This window comes from Pseudarthrobacter sp. NPDC058362, from assembly GCF_042723515.1.
Taxonomy (GTDB): Bacteria; Actinomycetota; Actinomycetes; order Actinomycetales; family Micrococcaceae; genus Arthrobacter.
On record NZ_JBHXIW010000009.1, the window covers coordinates 24461 to 42712 of the forward strand.

Genomic DNA, 18252 nt, shown 5'->3' on the forward strand with positions numbered 1-18252 from the left:
AGTGCTCACCTAGGTGCAGTGACCTACGCTGCGGCTTCCAGAGCCTCGGAAATCTGCAGGGTGGACCCGTTCCGGCCTTTCAGCACCTGCAGTTGGGTGCCGATCCGCTGCTTCATTTCGGCGACATGGCTTACCAGGCCCACCACGCGGCCGCCGTCACGGAGCCCCTCGAGGGCATCCATGACCTGCTCCAGCGACTGCTCATCCAGGCTCCCGAAACCCTCGTCCACGAAGAGCGTTTCGATTTCAACGCCGCCTGCCTCCTGCTGGACCACGTCCGCCAGCCCAAGGGCAAGCGCGAGCGAGGCCATGAAGGACTCTCCGCCCGAGAGGGTGGAGGTGTCCCGGCGGTGGCCGGTCCACTGGTCAACCACTTCAAGGCCCAGCCCGGATTTGGCGCCACGGGCTGCCCGGGCGTCCGTATGCTGCAGCAGGTAGCGTCCGTCGCTCATGGCCACCAGGCGCTCGGAGGCTGCCACGGCCACCTGCTCAAGCCGGGCGGCCAGGACGTAGCTGTTCAGGCTCATCCGGTAGGTGTTCTCGCCGCGGCCGGACGCGGCTTCAGCAAGGCCCGCCAGCATCTGCGCCCGCTCGGCGGGGCCGCGCGAGGCCCCCGCCGCCTCGTGGTATTCAGCCGCTATGCCCTGCAGCGAAGTAAGGCACCGGGCCGCCACTCCCGCCGCAACCTCGGCCTCCCGCGCCGCGCGGCCAGCCTCCGCGGCTTCTGCGCGCAACAGGTCCAGTCGCTGCGGATCAGATTCGAAGCCGGCGGCCTGTTCTTCCAACGCCCGGACGATGTCCTCGGACTCGAAGAGCTCGGCGACCCGGGCGGCCTCGTCCTGCGCGGCGCGCACGGCCTCCTGGAGGGCCGACGCTGCAGCAGTGTCCAGCAATTGCGCGCGGGCTTCCGCCGCCGAGCTGAAGCCTGCGTCGGGCAGGGCGAGCTCAAACTGGCCGACGGTTTCCCGCTCCCGCTCCTGGGCCGCTGCCAGGACTGCGTGCGCTTCCACGGCCTTGTCGAGGACGGCCACGGCCTTGCCCAGTGACCGCAGCCGGCGTGCCAGCGTCGGTTGACCGGCGCGCAGTTCGGCCAGCGCCTGGTCGAGGGCCTCCTCCTGCGCCGCCAGGTCCTTGGCGGCCGACACGGCGGCGGCAAGCTCTTTGTCTGTTTCCTGGTGTGACTCGGCCGCAGCGTCAAGGTCTTCTTTGAGGACGCTCAGGCGGAAGCGCAGGGTTTCAAGTTCTTCTGCGGCGCGCGCGGCATCGCCTGCCGCACGGACCGCTTCCGCGCAGGCCTTTGCTGCGTCTTCCTCTGCGGTGCCGCCTCCCTGGCCGGCGAGCACGGCCACCAGTTGCTCCGCTTCAGCCAGGCTGCGGGCTGCCTCGGAGAGTGCCGCGTCTGCGTCCTCGTAGACCAGCCGGGCATCTTCCTCCTGCTGTGCCAGGCCAGGACCTGCCGTACCCCCTGTGGCCGGGTCCGGATGCTTGGCATTGCCGCAGACGGGGCAGGGGGCTCCGTCTGCCAGGCCGGCCGCGAGCTCGGCCGCGGCATTGGCGAGCCGTTCTTCCCGTAGGTCCAGCCAGGCTTGCTTGGCTTCAAGCTGGCGGCTGCGGGACTCGTGCCAGCGGCCAGTGGCAGCGTCCCTTGCGACGGCAGCCAGCCGGTGCTGCCGAACCACGTCCAGGAGCTCCCTGGCATTCTCGGCGTCCTTGGCCAGCAGCGGAGCCGCTGCCGCCCGGCGTTCCAGGGGTTCCAGTTCCTCGAGCAGGCGGGATTGTTCGCCCTGCAGGTTCGCCGAGGTCCTGCTGACAGCAGCCAGGGCCGCCGCCAGCTTTTCCTGTTCCTTGACCAGCCCGGTCTTCCTTGCCCGGAGCGACTGGAGCCGCTCCTCGTCCGGGAGCCGCGCTTCCACCACTGCCTGCAGGGAACGCAGCCGGCCGAGTTCAGCCGCCGCGTTCGCCGGCAGGGCCTCCGCTTCCCTCAGTTCCAGACCAGTCAGTTCCGCTTCTTCCGCTGCAGAAACCCGCAGCAGGGTGAGGGAGGAGCCTGCTGCACCGGCGGCGGCGCGCACCTTTGCGGCGGCGGCATCGACGTTGTGAAGGTGGCCGGCCAGCACTTCTGCCTGGCGGTGCCGCGCAAGCCGGAGAACGTTGCCCTCGAGCTCCTGCCCACCTGCCTCAACCGCAGCCCTGCGGACAGACGCGGCGTCGAGCCGCCGCCTGCGTTCGGTCCGGGCTTCCTCGGCCTCGGCTGCCGCTGCCCGCTGCCTGCTGGCCCTCTCCGCCTCGCCGGCTGCGTCCTTCAGCGCCGCAAGGCGGGCCACGGCCGCCTCCTGCAGCCCGGCAATCCGGGCCTCGGCAGCCGTGTCCGGCTGATCATCCGACGGGAGGCCCAGGGCTGCAGCTTCCGATTCGGCCCGGGCCGCCAGGATTTCAAGCTGGCCGGAGATTGCGGCAACTTCCTGGCGCGCCAACTGCGCCTGGCGGGCCAGGTCCTGCTCCACAGCTTCGAACCGCTCGGTCCCAAAAAGCTTCTGTAACAGCTCCAGCCGGTCCGTGGCCTTGGACCGCAGGAAGGCGGCAAAGTCCCCCTGCGGGAGCATAACCACGCGGGTGAACTGTTCCCTGTCCATGCCCAGCACGGCCATGATCTCTGCAGCGGCCTCATCATTGCGGGCCGACAGCTCCTTCCAGTCCGTCCCAACCCGCTCCCGAAGAAGCGTCTTGGCCTGCTGCGTGGCAAAACCGTTGCGCCCGCGCGCACTGGGCTTATCCCAGGCCGGCGATCGCGTCACTTCGAACCGCCGCCCCTGGGCCGAGAAGACGCAGGTCACCGCCGGTTCCCGCGACGGATCGGCGTGATCACTGCGGAGCCGCTTTCCCTCCTGCCGGGCGCCGGGCACCGAACCGTAGAGCGCGAAGCAGATGGCGTCCAGGACGCTGGTCTTCCCGGCACCGGTGGGACCGTTCAGGAGGAAGAGCCCGTGGGCGCTGAGCCGGTCGAAGTCGATATCCTCGGTGCCGGCAAACGGGCCGAAGCCGGAAATCCGCAGGGAATGGATCCTCACCGCGACACCTCCTGGAGACGAACGTTTTCAAGGGCAGCGGCGAGGGCAGCCTGCTCCGCTTCATCGGCTTCCCGGCCGCGTACGTGTGACAGGAAACCGCAACACACCGCGAGGTCATCCGGAGCGTCGGCGAGCCGGCTGCTGTAGGTGGCGGACGTGCCGGATGGGCCGCCCTCAGGGTCGAAGCCGAGCACCAGGGTGTCGGGGAAACGGGCCCGCAGGCGGTCCATGGCGCGGACGGGACGCTGCGCATCAGTCAGGGTAACCTGGCAGTATGCGGCTTCGGCCCACCCGAATTCCTTGGACGCCAGGAGGTCTTCGAGCCTGCCGCGCAGCACGGCCAGGGCCCGGGGCGCCGTCCAGGTCACCTCCTTGACCCCCTCCAGCCCGTCCGGTCCGATGTCCACCAGCCACGCACCCTTGCGGTGGTTTGCTTCCGAAAATGAGTAGGCCAAGGGGGACCCCGAATACCGCACCGAATTTGAGAGTTCCTGCCGGCCGTGCAGGTGGCCGAGTGCGGTATAGGTGAAGGCGTCAAAGAGGTCCAGCGGCACTGCCCCCACGCCGCCGATGCTCAGGTCCCGTTCGCTGTCGGAACTGATGCCTCCGCTGGCGAAGGTATGGGCCAGGACCACCGAATGCACCGGCGATTCCTCGGAGCGGCGTTGGATGTCCGTCCGGACCAGCTCGGCAGCAGCGCGGGTCACCTCGAAATGGCTGGCGGTCTCCACCCCCAGCTGGTCCGCCACGAGCCGGGGTTCCAGCCATGGGATGCCATAGACGGCCAGGACAGCGCTGCCTGCCCCTGCACCGGGTTCCAGCGGGAGCACCAGGGGCTCGGCAAGTCCTTCGAGCCTGGTGCGAAGGTGCACGCCCCCGCGTTCCAGCAGCCGGGAGGCAAACCCCAGCCTGATGGCCGAATCATGGTTTCCGCTGGTGAGCACCACCTGTGCGCCGGCAGATGTCAGCCGTACCAGCGCGTCATCAAGCAGGCGGACCACATCCACGCCGGGGAGCGCCCGGTCGTAGACATCCCCGGCGATCAGGACCACGTCCACCCCGTGGCGCGTAACGGCGTCCACCAGCTGGTCAACGAAGTCCCGCTGGGCATCGAGCATGCCGACTCCGTGGAAGGACCGGCCCAGGTGCCAGTCGGAAGTGTGAAGTAACCGCATATTCCTACGCTATCGGCTGGCACTGACAGAACGTGGCGGACGGTGGGCGGGCCTCTACGGGAGGCGCGCTGCCGGCAGGTCCGCAGGCGCTGCCGGTTCGTCCTCGGGCACTGACGCCAACGGGGAAGGCAAAGCACGGAAGACCAGGCCGGCGATGGCAGCACCCGCCAGCGGAGCCAGGACGAAAACCCACAGCTGCTCCATGGCCCAGGCAGAGCTGAACACGGCTGAGGCTGCGGCGCGGGCGGGGTTGAACGGCAGGTTCCCAATGGCCTGGCCCAGCTGGAGCAGGACGGCAAAGCTCAGGCCCACCGCGAGCGCCGCCGCCGCTGTGTTCGAGTTGTCGCGGCCAGCCGCCCCCAGGAACACGGCGACGATCACGGCTGCACCAAGCATCCCCAGCAGGAACGCAGCTGCCAGTGGTGCCTCAATGATGGAGTGCGCACCGTAGCCCGGGCTGACGGTGTCGAACGCTGTCCGGCTGTCCGCGATGCCGGGAAGGGTCCGCAGGACCCCGTACAGCACCAGCGCGCCCGCTACAGCCCCGGCCAGCTGCGCGGCGGCATAGCCAGCCGCCGCCACGGTCCGGATCCGACCGGCCAGCAGGTGCCCCAGCGTAATGGCCGGATTGAAGTGGCCACCGGATACATGCCCGAACGCCAGCATTGCTGCCGTGACGGCCAGGCCTGCAGCCAGCGGGGCGGGCAGCGGGCTGGACTGCGGGATGGTGAACAGCGGTACCCCGACCGCGGCCAGCACCAGGAACAGGGTTCCGAAGGCCTCGGCTGCAAGGCGGGGCGCCAACCCGTACTCGGCGGGCGCCGTTCCGGGCAGCAAGGTGTCGTGGCGGTCGGTGCCGGGCATGCTCATGTGTGACCTCGGGGTAGGTGCGGGAACGGGGCTGCAAAGGGACAACCAGACCATTATTCCAGCCCGGGCCACAGTTTTGGACGCCGGGCAGGACCGGTGCCGGCAAGAGCGCGCCGCCCGGTCCCCGCGCCCGTACGGGCCACGGTAAATTTGGGCCATGAGCAACGTCCCCGTATTTCCTGCCCCAAGTCTGAAATCCCGCATCCACGGCTGCCTGTTGGGCGGTTCGCTGGGCGACGCGCTGGGGTACGCCGTCGAATTCGATTCCATTGCCGGCATCCGGCAGCGGTTCGGCGGGCGGGGGCTGACCGGTTTTGCGCAGCTCCCCGAGGGGGGCGTGTTTTCGGACGATACCCAAATGACCCTCTACACCGTCGACGGGCTCGCAGAAGCGCTGGAATGGGCGAATTCGGGCGTGGGAGCGGACGTGAACGCCTGCCTGTGGCTCTCCTACCTGCGCTGGCTGGCCACCCAGGGCGAGGACGCCGGCCCGTCCGCGCCGGCACCGCAGCCGCGCTGGATCGACGGCCAGGCAGTGCTGCACCACCGCCGGCACCCCGGCAAGGCCTGTATTTCCGGCCTGGCCAGCGGGGAGATGGGCACGTCCGCCCGCCCGGTCAACCCCGGTTCCAAGGGCTGCGGCACCGTAATGCGCTCAGCGCCGTTCGGCCTTGTTCCGCATATAGCGTCCGACGCCGTCTATAAGCTAAGTGCCGACGCCGCCGCCCTGACGCACGGACATCCGTCGGCGCGCCAGAGTGCCGGAACCTTCAGCCTCCTCATCCACCGGCTGGTGTCCGGGGAGGGCCTGAAGGAGGCAGCAGCCGCGGTGGCCGCCTCAGCCCGCGAGTTGCCGGACGTTGCGGCTGAGCTGCCTGAGCGCCTGGCCGCTGCCCTGGACCTGGCGGCCAGGGGCGCTGTCTCCCCCGAGGAACTTAACCAGGCACTCGGGGAGGGTTGGATCGCGGAGGAGGCTCTCGCCGTCGGACTTTACGCCGCATTGGCAACCCTGCCGGGCGGAGGCGCAGGCACTCGGGAGGAGGCCGAAGGGCATTTCCGCGAGGCGCTGGCCGTTGCCGTCAACCACAGCGGGGACAGCGATTCCACGGCCTCGGTTGCCGGCAACATCCTGGGCGCACTGTATGGCGAGGAATGCCTGCCGGAGGAATGGCTGGAGGCCCTGGAGGGCCGTGACGTGGTCCGTGGGATGGCCGCCCGGCTGGTGAAGGTTACGACCGGCGAAGACTGATGTTGTTGCACGCCTCGCAAACGTCCTCGGGGATCAGCCCGCGGCTCTGGAGGAGAGCGAAGGCCCGGCAGCCCAGGCACAATCCGGCGAAGGCTTCCAGGGAGGCTGCCACCATCAGGATTCCCAGCACCGTCCAGGCAGCGGGCTGTGCACCGGCGACGAACAGGGCGAGCGCCAGGGTGGACATCCCCGCACCTATGCCTTGCGCAAAGCGCTTGGGTGGGCCCGGAACCAGCTTGGTCCGGCCCAGCCTGGGCGCGATGACCTTGACGGACAGGAGCGCCAGCGGTGAGATGCGGGGGCCGAACAGGACCCTCAGCCAGAAACCGGCGGCGATCGCCAGGAGGCCCCAGCCCGAACCTGACACGGCTGTAACAAGCGCCAGCAGCACCACGAGGCCGGCCGTAATGCGTGCCGCGTACTCGTTGACGGGATTCGGGAAGGCAAAAAGGGAGCGCATAGAGCAAGGGTAGGGGTCCGCCGGCTAAGCGGAGAAGCTTTGTTGCCTCCTGTGAACGGATGCGCCATTGCCCACCATCTGCAGGAACTCACCCTCGGACAGCACCTCGATGGCCTGGCCCCGGCCGTGGAGTTCCAGGACGCGGCGCGCCTTGCCCGTCAGCCTGCCGGACCGCAGGTCCGTGGCGTCGAAGCCGTCGCCTACCACCAGGACCGTGGTGCGGCCGGTCACCCGGCTTTCCGTGCGCGCCCCCAGCTCCGCGGAACGGAGCTTCGCTTCCGGGCGGGCCATGGCGAGCTGCCCGGTGAACACTACGGTTTGGCCGAAGAGCGGATGGTCCGGTTCGGCGTCCGGGTTGGGCAGCGGGTTCTCCCCCTCCTCCGGCCAGCCCCGGAACAGCCGGGCCGGGGGCGCTCCCCCGGCGGCAGCCTGTGCCATGGCCGCGATGCTGGGCTTGGACAGGACTCCCGTACCAGGATCGAAGGCGGGCTGCCGGGGCATGGCCAGGCCCAACGACAGGAACAGCTCAGCCAAGCTGTTGGCGCCGTTCCGGCGGGCGATATCAACGAGGATGCCTGCACAGGCGCGGGCATCCTCGACGGCGTCGTGGTGGTTCAGCAGCGGCACGCCCGCCTCTTCAGCGGCGAACGGCAGCGAATTGGACACCAGCGAGTAGCAGCGGCGGGACAGTATCACCGTGCACACGTAGTCGTACGCGGGACCGGGCAGCCCGGACACTTCCAGGGCGGACCGGATCACGCCCAGGTCGAAAGCTGCGTTGTGGGCGGCCAGGATGTCGTCGCCAATGAAGGCGCCGATTTCCGGAAACAGGTCCCCGAAGCGCGGCATGCCCGCCACATCCGCAGCAGTGATGCCGTGGATCCGGACGTTGTGGTGCTCGAAATGGTCGTGACGGGCCGGGGGCCGCATCAGCCAGGACGCTTCCTCCACGACCCGGCCGTCCCGCACCTTGGTCAGGCCAACGGAACACGGAGATCCGCGGAAGCCGTTGGCCGTTTCGAAGTCGATCGCCGTAAAGTCCAAACCCACGCGCCCACTTTACCGCCGGTGACCCCACAAACCCGTCAAGTACCCTTGAGGGGTGAACTTTCCTGTGATAAACGACCTCGCCGTGTCCATGCTGGGCGGGGCAGGACCGGTCCAGCCCCAGCTGGCCTCGTTCCTGCCTGACTGGCTGAACCCCCAGGTCTTCCTGGCTGATCCCGCCCTCGCTCCCTGGGTGGTGCTCCTGGTCTGCGGCATCGTCTTCGCCGAGACCGGACTGCTGGTGGGCTTCTTCCTCCCCGGCGATTCCATGCTGTTCACTGCCGGCCTCCTGGTGGCAACGGAGACCATCAAGTTCAATATCTGGCTGTTCGCCCTGCTGATCGTGGTGTCCGCAATCATCGGCAACCAGACCGGCTACCTCATCGGTTCCAAAGCCGGTCCGGCCATCTTCAACAAGCCCAACTCGCGCCTGTTCAAGCGCGAAAACGTGGAAAACGCCCATGCCTTCTTCGAAAAGCACGGCGGCAAGGCGCTGATCCTGGCCCGGTTCGTTCCGATCATCCGCACCTTCGTCCCCGTCATCGTGGGCGTTGCACAGATGAGCCGGAAGAAGTTCTTCCTCTACAACGTCATCGGCGCCCTGCTGTGGGGCGGCGGAGTCACCCTCCTGGGCTATCTCTTGGGCGACCGCATCCCCTGGGTCCGCGACAACCTGGACATCATCTTCATCGCCATCGTCCTCGTCTCCGTGCTGCCCATCGGCGTCGAAGTCCTGCGCGGCATGTCCGCCAGGCGCCAGGCCGAAGCTTACGGAACCGACCCTGTGGACGAGTTCATCGAGGAGCACGCGCCGGAAGAAGAGCACCGCACGCCCCGCAGCACCCAGGGCATCCGGCCGGAGAAATAAGACTCCAGGTCAGGGGCGGTCCAGGGCCTCGACGATGGCCGGCAGCAGGGCACGGAATGCCTTCCCGCGGTGGCTGATCGCGTTCTTCTCCGGAGACGTCAGTTCCGCACAGCTGCGGTCTTCTCCCACGGGCTGCAGGATGGGGTCGTACCCGAAGCCGCCGTCGCCACGCGGTTCGCGCAGCAGGAAGCCCTCGAGCTGGCCGTACTCCACCACCTCGCGCCCCCGCAGGCCGCCGGTGTCGGGGACGGCCAGTGCGGCGGCGCAAACAAAGGCCGCGCCGCGGTGTGCGTCCGGCACATCGCTGAGCTGGGCGAGCAGCAACTGCAGGTTGGCCTCGTCATCGCCGTGGCGGCCTGCCCAGCGCGCCGAGAAGATTCCCGGCGCCCCGCCCAGAACGTCAACAGCCAGGCCGGAATCGTCCGCGATGGCCACCAGCCCGGTGGCCTCCGCCACCGCCCGTGCCTTCAGCAGCGAATTCTCGGCGAACGTCACTCCGCTTTCGACGACGTCGGGGGCACCTGCCGCCGCCGCGTCCACTACCTGGGTGTCGACGTCGAGCCCCGGCACCTGCCCGCGAAGCAGTTCGCGGAGCTCGCGGAGCTTGCCCTGGTTGTGGGTGGCGAGCACCAGCCGCGCGCCCTGGGCGCCCGCGGCGGCTGAGGCGCCTCCGCGTAGTTCTGCACTCACAGGGTGTCAGCCAGGGTTTCGCGCTGGATAGCGGCAAGCTGCGCGGTACCCAGCAGGGCAAGGTCCAGGAGCGCATCGAGTTCCGCGCGGTCGAACGGTGCACCTTCGGCGGTTCCCTGGACCTCCACGAACTTCCCGGAGCCGGTGACCACTACGTTCATGTCCGTCTCGGCCCGGACGTCCTCAACATAGGGCAGGTCCAGCATGGGAACGCCGTCGATGATCCCGACCGAGACGGCCGCGATGGTATCCACCAGCGGCTCTGCGGTGCGCGCAATCAGCTTGTTGTCCCGCGCGAAGCGGATGGCGTCGGCGAGCGCCACGTAGGCGCCGGTGATGGCGGCGGTGCGGGTGCCGCCATCGGCCTGAAGAACGTCGCAGTCCAGGACGATGGTGTTCTCGCCCAGCGCCTTGGTGTCGATGATGGAGCGCAGTGAACGGCCGATCAGGCGGGAAATCTCATGGGTCCGACCGCCGATCTTGCCCTTGACCGACTCACGGTCCGAGCGGGTGTTGGTGGCCCGCGGCAGCATGGCGTATTCCGCGGTGACCCAGCCGCGCCCCTCGCCCTTGAGCCAGCGGGGCACACCGGCGGTGAGGGAAGCCGTGCACAGGACCCGGGTGTTGCCGAACTCGATCAGGGCCGAGCCTTCGGCCTGGTTGGACCAGCCGCGGGTAATGCTGATGGGCCGGAGCTGGTCCGGCGCACGGCCGTCGGCACGCACGATGGGTACTGCAGTTGCTTCAGAAGTCATGCCATTAGCTTATCCACTGCACCGGCGCGGGTTTACGCCCGGCCCAGGAATGCTCACGGACTGCCGGCCCCAATCCAGGCACAGCCTAGATGGAGTAGTGGACTCCGGCCACGGCAACGGCCACGTCCCCGCCGAAGACGGGCCGGGCCTCGGCCATGACCGTGGTGGGTGAGGTCCAGACCGGGATGTGAGTCAGCAGCAGCCGCCGGGCGCCGGCCGCCGCGGCGGCCTCGCCGGCACGCTTTCCGGTCAGGTGCACATCCTTGATGGCGTCGTCGCGGCCCTCTTCGAACGCGGCCTCGCAGAGGAACAGGTCCGCGTCCTTGGCGGCTTCTTCCAGGCCGGGGCAGGAATCCGTGTCGCCGGAGTAGGTCAGGGTCCGGGACACCGGACTGCCGTCCTTGTCGGGTTCCACCACCTCCACGCGCAGGGCGTAAGCCTCCTCCACCGGGTGGTTCACCGCGAAGGGGGTGACGGTGAACGGGCCCACGGTCACAGGCTCGCGCTCGGCCCAGTTGGTGAAGTCGAATTCCTCATGCATGCCCGGGTCCAGGTCAAGGCCATAGGCGGTGGCCATCCTGTCCGCCGTCGCTGCCGGTCCCCATACCGGGATCCGGTCCCGGCCCCAGCCGCCCGGTTTCCAGCGGACCGCCACGTGCAGGCCGCAGAGGTCCATGCAGTGGTCGGGGTGCAGGTGGGTCAGGAAAATGGCGTCGATGTCCTCCAGGTCCGTGTAGCGCTGGATCGCCCCGAGCGCTCCGCTGCCCAGGTCCATGACGACTTTCCACGTCCGCTGGCCGTCCGTGGCGGTAAGCAGGTAGCAGGAGGCCGGCGAACCGGGACCGGGAAATGACCCGGTGCAGCCCACGATGGTCAGCTTCACAGCTCCGGTCCTCCCACGAAGTTGGAGATGCGCGGACGCGTCCGGGAGTTCCGGGCGGCGGCGATCATCTCAGGCGTGATGCGCGCAAGGCTGCCCGTAGGGTACTGCGCGGCGACGTGGTCGACATGCCGCACGGAAAGGACCTCCGGGCCGAGGAACCGGCGGGCCAGGGTTTCAAACTGGCGGGCGTCCCCGGTGGCCACGAAGTGGTGTTCCGGCGGCGCCGCGGCGGCCCGCTGCAGCCCGTGCGTGGCCAGGGCGCGGTAGACGTCCTTGGCGGTTTCCTCGGCACTGGAGACGAGGGTGACCTCGGAGCCCATGACGTAGGAGATGACGCCGGTGAGGAGCGGATAGTGCGTGCAGCCGAGAACCACAGTGTCCACCTCCGCGGCCTTCAGCGGCGCCAGGTATTCCTCAGCGACGGCAAGCAGTTCGGCGCCGGTGGTGATTCCCGCTTCGACGTATTCCACGAAGGCGGGGCAGGCAACGGAGGTGATGGCCAGGTCCGGGGCGGCGGCGAACGTGTCCTCATACGCGCGGGATCCTACCGTGGCGGAGGTGCCGATCACGCCGACGCGGCCGCTCCGGGTGGCAGAGACGGCACGCCGGACGGCCGGCTGGATGACCTCGATCACCGGGATGCCGTACCTGGCGGTGTAGCGTTCCCGGGCGTCGCGCAGAACAGCGGCCGACGCCGAGTTGCAGGCAATGGTGAGCAGCTTGACTCCGGAGTCCACCAGTTCGTCCATCACGCCGAGGGCATTCGCCCTCACTTCGGCGATGGGGAGGGGCCCATAGGGCCCGTTGGCGGTGTCGCCCACGTAGAGGATGGACTCGTTGGGGAGCTGGTCGATGATGGAGCGGGCCACGGTGAGCCCGCCGACTCCGGAATCGAACACCCCGATGGGGCGTGAGGCCACCGGCGCGGCGGTATCCGCAGGCGGGTCCTGGAGCGGCGCGGGGGTGCCCGGGGATGTTGTCATGATCATTCGAGGATAGGTGGTCCGGGGCGTGTCAGCCATGATGTTGTGGCCTTCGCCTCATGTCTGGTTTCTCACAGGGCCGCCGCGGCGGGGCAACGGTCACCGGCGGGGTTCCAGCGACTGCAGCATGGCCTGAACCAGCGATTCCTGCAGCCAGGTGGCGAAGTTGTAGACCAGGGCCAGGTAGCTTTCCACGTCCTCGGCCTGGGACCAGTCCTGCATCCTGTGGACGTGGTCCGCGTCCGCCTCGTCGCGGATGTCCAGCCGCTCCGCCAGAACGAGCCGCACGTCGTTGAGCGCCATGGACCAGTGCTTTGCGCCTTGGGGCGTCAGGATGATCTCGTCCTTGTCCAGGTCCAGCGCGGCGGCCCGCAGGGCGCCGGTCTTGGTCTCCCGCAGTGAGCGCTCGGTGAGCTGCCGGAACTCCAGCGAGGCGCCGACGTCGTCCTTGGAAACGTTCGGAAGGAGCCGTTTCATGGCGCGGTCCGACGGCTCGGCCACGTCCATATCCAGCCCGATCAGGGCGGCCAGAGGGTCTTGCCCCTCCCGCTCCTCGGGCTCGAGCATGGAGATGACGTCGCTGAAAAGGCTGCGGAGGAGATCCCGCTCGGCCGGTTCCAGGAACCCGGTAATGCCTTTAAGCCCGCTTTTGAATGCCTTAGCCACGTTTCCCCTTGCCCTGGCCGGATCCGCCGGATTTCCCTGAGCCGCCGGAACCGCCGCCGGCCTTCTCCACCGTGGCCCAGAGGCCGAAACCGTGCATGGCCACGGCGTGGCGTTCCACCTGTTCCTTGCTGCCTGAGGCGACCACGGAGCGGCCCTTTTTGTGGACCTCCATCATGAGCTTGTTGGCCTTGCTCTCCGCGTAGCCGAAATAGCTTTGGAAAATGTAGCTGACGTAGCTCATGAGGTTTACGGGATCGTTCCAGACCACCAGGTTCCAGGGGATATCGGGGGCGGTCAGGGAGGCTGTGGCCTCCGCTGTCCCGGTCCGGGTGCTCTCCTGGGTGTCAGGGCCGAGCGTAACGCTTAAGGTCATCTGTCCATTCTATGGGGATGAATGGAACCACACCGGCGAGACGCGGAAGCCGGTGGGTGGGGCCACGCCGGCGAGGGGCCCGCAGCGAAGCGAAGCGAGACGCGGGAGCCGGTGGGGACTAAAGTGATTTTCGTGAGTACCTCAGCCGGCTGGGACCATCCCCGCACGTCCTTTTACACCGACCACTACGAGCTCACCATGCTCCAGGCCTCGCTGCATTCGGGGGCCGCGCACCGGAAGTCGGTGTTCGAGGCGTTTGCCCGGCGCCTCCCGGATGGCCGGCGGTACGGCATCGTGGCCGGCACGGGCCGCCTGCTCGAGGGGATCGCAAACTTCCGGTTTGGAGATGCTGAACTCGAATTCCTCGAACGGACCAACGTGGTCAACGGCAAGACCCTGGATTTCCTGGCGTCCTACCGCTTCAGCGGGGACATCTGGGGCTACGCCGAGGGCGACGCCTATTTCCCGCACTCCCCCATCCTGATCGTGGAGGGCACGTTCGCCGAGGCGTGCATGCTGGAAACCTACATCCTGTCCGTACTTAACCATGACAGCGCCATTGCCTCGGCCGCGTCCCGCATGGTCAGTGCCGCCCACGGCCGGCCCTGCATCGAAATGGGCTCGCGGCGTACGCATGAGGAAGCGGCCGCAGCGTCTGCCCGCGCCGCCGTCATCGCCGGCTTCGACAGCACTTCGAACCTGGAGGCCGGCATCCGCTACGGCATCCGGACTGTGGGCACCGCCGCCCACTCCTTCACGCTCCTGCATGACACAGAACGGGACGCCTTCGAGGCCCAGATCGCCTCGCTCGGCGAGGGCACGTCGCTCCTGGTGGATACGTACGACGTCGAAGCGGCCGTCCGCAGGGCCGTTGACCTTGCGGGTCCGCGGCTGGGCGCGGTGCGGCTGGACTCGGGCGACCTCGTGGACCAGGCGCAGTGGGTGCGCCGGCTGCTGGACGACCTGGGCAATGAGAACACCAAGATCGTGGTCACCTCGGACCTGGACGAGTTCGCCATCGCGGCGCTGCAGTCGGCCCCCGTGGATTCCTACGGGGTGGGCACCTCGCTGGTTACCGGGTCCGGAGCGCCTACGGCCAGCATGGTCTACAAGCTGGTCAGCCGCACCGACGACGCCGGCAATTTCGTTTCCGTGGCAAAGGCGGCGAAGAACAAGGCCAGCGTCGGCGGCCGCAAGTACGCCCTGCGCAGGCTCAACGAGCGCGGCACCGCCACTGCCGAGGTGGTGGGCGTTGGCCAGCGGCCCGAGGACGACGGCAACGACCGGCCCCTGCTGCAGCAGTTCATGAAGAACGGCGAGCTCCTCCCGGGCTGGACCGGCCATGACGGCGTGGTCCGGGCACGGCAGCGGCACGCGGATTCGATGGCCGAACTCCCTCTGGTGGTCAACCGCCTCCAGCGCGGCGAGGCCGCCATCCCCACCATTTATGAGGAGGACTGATGTCACGCGCCCTGATCATTGTCGACGTGCAGAACGACTTTTGTGAAGGCGGATCGCTGGCCGTTACCGGCGGCGCCGCCGTTGCCGGCGCCATCAGCGACTACGTGGATTCGCACCATGCTGCCTTTGACCACATCGTGGCGACGCAGGACTGGCACATCGACCCGGGAAGCCACTTCTCCGACACTCCCGATTTCAAGGACAGCTGGCCGCCGCACTGTGTGGCCGGCACGCGGGGAGCGGAGCTGCACCCGGATCTCGACACCGAGTACATCCAGGCCTACTTCCAGAAGGGCCAGTACGCCGCAGCCTACTCGGGCTTCGAGGGCCTGCTGGCGCCCGAGGACGCCGTCCCCACCGGAGAACGCCAGCCCGGCACGGGGGACCTGGACCGGTTCGCTCCCAATGAGGACGCCATTGGACTGGACGACTGGCTGCAGAGCCACGACGTGGAAGACGTGGTGGTGGTAGGCATCGCCACGGACTATTGCGTGCGGGCTACGGCGCTGGACGCCGTCCAGGCCGGCTATTCCGTCACTGTGATCCGCTCGCTGACTGCGGGGATCGCCGAAGACCTTGAGGAAACAGTCGCTGAGCTGGAGCTCGGCGGTGTGGACGTGGCCTGAGCGGCTACTTCCGCCCGATAAACCAGTCCTGGAGCTTTCGCAGGCGTGCCTGCAGCTGCTCCTCGTTCGCCTGGGCCACCGCGGGGCCGCCGCAGACCGTGCGCAGCTTGGTGTGGACCACACCGTGGGGTGTTCCCGTACGGGCAGACCACGCGGCTACGTTCTTGGCCAGCTCGTTCCGCAGGTCCATCAGCATCCTATGGTCCGGCACGGCGGGCGTCTGGGTTTCGGCAGCCTGCGCGGGCGCCTTCCTGCCCTTGCGGCTCAACTGCTCGTGCTGGCGTTGCCGCAGCAGGGTTCCCACCTGCTCTGCGTCCAGCAGCCCGGGGATGCCCAGAAAGTCCAGTTCGTCGTCGGACCCTACCTCGCCGCCGGTGCCGAACTCGCCGCCGTCGAAGAGCACGCGGTCGAAGGACGCCTGCGAATCGAGCGCCTCGAACTTGCCCTTGGTCAGGCTGTCCGAGGCCTTCTCCTCGCGGTTGGCCTCGTCCATCAGGGAGTCTTCAGGGGTGAAGAGGCCGTCGTCGTCCTTCTCCGGACGGTCCAGGGCGTGGTCCCGTTCGGCTTCCATGCTGTTGGCCAGCGCCATTAGCTGCGGGACCGACGGCAGGAAGACCGACGCCGTCTCGCCCCTCTTGCGGGCACGGACGAAGCGCCCTACGGCCTGCGCGAAGAACAGCGGCGTTGAGGTTGACGTGGCGTACACGCCGACCGAGAGCCGCGGCACGTCCACGCCTTCGGACACCATCCGCACGGCCACCATCCAGCGCTGCTCCCCTGCGGAGAACTCCTCGATCTTGCTGGAGGCCTTGGCGTCGTCGGAGAGGATGACCGTGGGCGATTCCCCCGTGATGCGCTTCAGCTGCCCGGCGTACGCACGGGCGTCCTCATGGTCCGTGGCGATGACCAGGCCGCCGGCATCCGGCACGGTGCGGCGGACTTCGCTGAGCCGCTTGTCTGCGCCGGCCAGGACCGCGGGGATCCATTCTCCGGCCGGGTTGAGCGCCGTACGCCATGCCTGCGAGGTAACGTCCTTCGTCACCGCGGCCTCGCCCAGGGACGCGGCCATTTCCTCGCCGCCGCTGGTGCGCCATCGCATCTGCCCCGAATACGCCATGAACATCACGGGCCGGACCACGTGGTCGCGCAGGGCGTTGCCGTAGCCGTATGTGTAGTCCGCCTTGGAGCGGCGGATGCCGTCCCGGTCCTGCGCGTACTCGACGAACGGGATGGGCGAGGTGTCCGAACGGAACGGCGTACCGGTCAGTGACAGCCGGCGCACGGCGGGGTCGAAGGCCTCGCGCAGGCCGTCGCCCCAGGAGAGCGCCTCGCCACCGTGGTGGATCTCATCCAGGATCACCAGGGTGCGTGCGGCTTCCGTCTTGGCCCGGTGCAGCAGCGGCTTGCTGGCCACCTGGGCATAGGTGACGGCAACGCCGATGAAGCCGCGGCCGTGCTGGCCGTCCGAGTTCTTGAAGTTGGGATCGATGGCAATGCCCACCCGCGCGGCAGCGTCGGCCCACTGGCGCTTCAGGTGGTCGGTGGGCGCCACAATGGTCACCCGATTGACCACGCCGGAGTCGATCAGCGTTGACGCCACGCGCAGCGCAAAGGTGGTCTTACCCGCACCGGGGGTTGCTACGGCCAGGAAATCCCGGGGGCTGTTGCGCAGGTAAAGGTCCAGAGCTTCCTGCTGCCAGGCACGGAGTTTCGGGGCGGTTCCCCAGGCTGCACGTTCCGGATAGGCCGGAGGCAGGGTGGGGCCGCCAAAGAGCGTCTCCGTCACTACTTGTTGTTGCCCGAGTCCCCTCCGGGACCCTTGCCGCCGTCATTGCCCGGGCGGAGGCCCTCGTAGACCTCTTTGCAGGTGGGGCACACCGGGAACTTCTGCGGGTCCCGGCCCGGCGTCCAGACTTTGCCGCACAGGGCGATGACGGGCTCGCCGGTCAGTGCGGACTCCATGATTTTTTCCTTGCGCACATAGTGCGAAAAGCGCTCCCGGTCACCCGGCTCCACTTCCTGGCGCAGTTCCTCGCGCTCAATGGTGGCCGTGGACGTTCCAGCCCCGGAAAGCTCGCGCATCGGGTCGTTTTCGAGAGGGTCCGTCATGCTAGTCATGCCTTCCATCTTAGCCGTTCGTGAGGCTCCGCGTCCGACGGCGGCGTGTCACCAGCGCGCCCGCGGAACCTGCCGCCGTCGTGCCGTCCGCGGTGGCCGGAAGGCGCCGCCGGCGCGCCGGGCACCAGCCCAGGCGCGCCGGCCCGGAGCCCCTGAGCTAGAGGCCCTGCCACGCCGGCTTGCTGTCATAGGTATGCCGGTAGAAGTCGGCGAGCTTCAAGGCGGAAGCTGCCGCTTCATCCAGCAGCACGGTGGCGTGCGGGTGGAACTGCAGCACCGATGCCGGGCAGATGGCCGATACCGGTCCTTCTACCAGGTCCCGGACGGCCTGTGCTTTCCGCGCACCGGTGGCCAGGAGCACCACGTGCCGGGCTTCCATGATGGTGCCCAGGCCCTGGGTGATGACGTGGTGCGGGACATCGGCCAGGCTGGTGAAGAACCGCGCGTTGTCCCTGCGGGTTTGCTCGATCAGACTCTTGATCCGAGTCCGCGAGGCCAGCGAGGACCCCGGCTCGTTGAAGGCGAGATGCCCGTCGGTGCCCACGCCCAGCAACTGCAGGTCGATTCCCCCGGCGGCCGCGATGGCTTCTTCGTAGGCGGCGCACGCTGCCGGAATGTCCGCCGCCGTCCCGTCCGGGCAATGCACGTTCTCCGGCCGGATGTTCACCCGGTTGGTGAACCCGCGTCGGATCACCTCTCGGTAGGACTCGGGATGGCCTTCCGGAAGCCCCACGTACTCGTCCAGCGCGAAAGCGGATACACGGTTGAAATCCAGGCCGGGCCTTGCTGCCAGCTCATCGTAAACGGGCAGGGGCGAGGAGCCCGTGGCAAGGCCCAGGACCGCGTCCGGCGTGCGCTCCAGGAGGGCCTGGATGGCGTCCGCGGCCAGGCGTCCCGGCGCTTTGCTGCCGTTGAGGATCACTACTTCCATGGGGATTCCTTTCCGGATTGTCTAAAGCG

18 protein-coding genes are annotated in these 18252 nt (G+C 68.3%); 4 read left to right on the forward strand and 14 right to left on the reverse strand.

Features of this window, described 5'->3' with window-relative positions; translation table 11 throughout:
- Positions 1–23: 23 nt before the first annotated feature.
- The 3 genes from ACFWIX_RS14820 to ACFWIX_RS14830 are packed head-to-tail and all read right to left on the reverse strand — an operon-like array spanning position 24 to position 5113.
- A complete protein-coding gene (locus ACFWIX_RS14820; protein ID WP_377216896.1) occupies positions 24–3068 on the reverse strand; it encodes an AAA family ATPase in 3045 nt (1014 codons plus the stop codon).
- On the reverse strand, positions 3065–4243 hold the full coding sequence (locus ACFWIX_RS14825; protein WP_377216897.1) for an exonuclease SbcCD subunit D: 1179 nt from the start codon (positions 4241–4243) through the stop codon (positions 3065–3067). Before ACFWIX_RS14825 ends, ACFWIX_RS14820 begins: the two co-directional genes overlap by 4 nt.
- A gap of 54 nt (positions 4244–4297) precedes the next feature.
- Positions 4298–5113, reverse strand: coding sequence for an aquaporin (locus ACFWIX_RS14830; protein WP_377216898.1), 816 nt, complete (start codon positions 5111–5113; stop codon positions 4298–4300).
- 157 nt (positions 5114–5270) lie between these two features.
- Here ACFWIX_RS14830 and ACFWIX_RS14835 point away from each other — a divergent pair, with 157 nt between their 5' ends.
- Entirely contained in the window at positions 5271–6362 is a 1092-nt protein-coding gene (locus ACFWIX_RS14835) for an ADP-ribosylglycohydrolase family protein (RefSeq protein WP_377216899.1), read from the forward strand.
- On the opposite strand, the gene ACFWIX_RS14840 is transcribed toward ACFWIX_RS14835, so the two are convergent.
- Together ACFWIX_RS14840 and ACFWIX_RS14845 are read right to left on the reverse strand one after the other, a co-directional pair.
- The gene (locus ACFWIX_RS14840) at positions 6343–6822 is read right to left on the reverse strand and encodes a DUF4395 domain-containing protein (RefSeq protein WP_377216900.1); all 480 of its coding nucleotides are present in this window, start codon (positions 6820–6822) and stop codon (positions 6343–6345) included. The two genes, ACFWIX_RS14835 and ACFWIX_RS14840, sit on opposite strands and share 20 nt — an antisense overlap.
- Before the next feature lie 24 nt (positions 6823–6846).
- Positions 6847–7872 (reverse strand): exonuclease domain-containing protein, encoded by a 1026-nt coding sequence (locus ACFWIX_RS14845; protein WP_377216901.1) that lies wholly within the window; start codon positions 7870–7872, stop codon positions 6847–6849.
- 67 nt (positions 7873–7939) lie between these two features.
- Here ACFWIX_RS14845 and ACFWIX_RS14850 point away from each other — a divergent pair, with 67 nt between their 5' ends.
- Complete coding sequence (locus tag ACFWIX_RS14850) at positions 7940–8737, forward strand: DedA family protein (protein WP_377216981.1); 798 nt, start codon at positions 7940–7942, stop codon at positions 8735–8737.
- Between the two features lie 9 nt (positions 8738–8746).
- Here the strand turns inward: ACFWIX_RS14850 and rdgB are convergent, their stop codons facing one another.
- From rdgB to clpS, 6 genes are all read right to left on the reverse strand, one after another.
- Positions 8747–9427, reverse strand: a complete 681-nt coding sequence (gene rdgB / locus ACFWIX_RS14855) for an RdgB/HAM1 family non-canonical purine NTP pyrophosphatase (protein WP_377216902.1) — start codon at positions 9425–9427, stop codon at positions 8747–8749.
- Positions 9424–10182, reverse strand: coding sequence for a ribonuclease PH (rph, locus tag ACFWIX_RS14860; RefSeq protein ID WP_377216903.1), 759 nt, complete (start codon positions 10180–10182; stop codon positions 9424–9426). The genes rdgB and rph overlap by 4 nt, the downstream gene beginning before the upstream one ends.
- A gap of 85 nt (positions 10183–10267) precedes the next feature.
- Positions 10268–11065, reverse strand: coding sequence for an MBL fold metallo-hydrolase (locus ACFWIX_RS14865; protein ID WP_377216904.1), 798 nt, complete (start codon positions 11063–11065; stop codon positions 10268–10270).
- Entirely contained in the window at positions 11062–12048 is a 987-nt protein-coding gene (gene murI, locus ACFWIX_RS14870) for a glutamate racemase (protein ID WP_377216905.1), read from the reverse strand. The genes ACFWIX_RS14865 and murI overlap by 4 nt, the downstream gene beginning before the upstream one ends.
- Before the next feature lie 99 nt (positions 12049–12147).
- A complete protein-coding gene (locus ACFWIX_RS14875) occupies positions 12148–12714 on the reverse strand; it encodes a DUF2017 domain-containing protein (RefSeq protein ID WP_377216906.1) in 567 nt (188 codons plus the stop codon).
- Positions 12707–13087: an ATP-dependent Clp protease adapter ClpS gene (clpS, locus tag ACFWIX_RS14880; protein ID WP_377216907.1), complete on the reverse strand. Its 381-nt coding sequence runs from the start codon at positions 13085–13087 to the stop codon at positions 12707–12709. The genes ACFWIX_RS14875 and clpS overlap by 8 nt, the downstream gene beginning before the upstream one ends.
- Before the next feature lie 132 nt (positions 13088–13219).
- Here clpS and ACFWIX_RS14885 point away from each other — a divergent pair, with 132 nt between their 5' ends.
- On the forward strand, positions 13220–14548 hold the full coding sequence (locus tag ACFWIX_RS14885) for a nicotinate phosphoribosyltransferase (protein WP_377216908.1): 1329 nt from the start codon (positions 13220–13222) through the stop codon (positions 14546–14548).
- On the forward strand, positions 14548–15174 hold the full coding sequence (locus ACFWIX_RS14890) for an isochorismatase family protein (protein WP_377216909.1): 627 nt from the start codon (positions 14548–14550) through the stop codon (positions 15172–15174). The genes ACFWIX_RS14885 and ACFWIX_RS14890 overlap by 1 nt, the downstream gene beginning before the upstream one ends.
- A 4-nt stretch (positions 15175–15178) precedes the next feature.
- On the opposite strand, the gene ACFWIX_RS14895 is transcribed toward ACFWIX_RS14890, so the two are convergent.
- The 3 genes from ACFWIX_RS14895 to nagB form a co-directional block, all read right to left on the reverse strand.
- On the reverse strand, positions 15179–16960 hold the full coding sequence (locus tag ACFWIX_RS14895) for a DEAD/DEAH box helicase (RefSeq protein WP_377216910.1): 1782 nt from the start codon (positions 16958–16960) through the stop codon (positions 15179–15181).
- Entirely contained in the window at positions 16960–17301 is a 342-nt protein-coding gene (locus tag ACFWIX_RS14900; protein WP_377216911.1) for a DUF3039 domain-containing protein, read from the reverse strand. The genes ACFWIX_RS14895 and ACFWIX_RS14900 overlap by 1 nt, the downstream gene beginning before the upstream one ends.
- Before the next feature lie 148 nt (positions 17302–17449).
- Positions 17450–18223, reverse strand: coding sequence for a glucosamine-6-phosphate deaminase (gene nagB, locus ACFWIX_RS14905; RefSeq protein ID WP_377216912.1), 774 nt, complete (start codon positions 18221–18223; stop codon positions 17450–17452).
- Positions 18224–18252 lie beyond the last annotated feature (29 nt).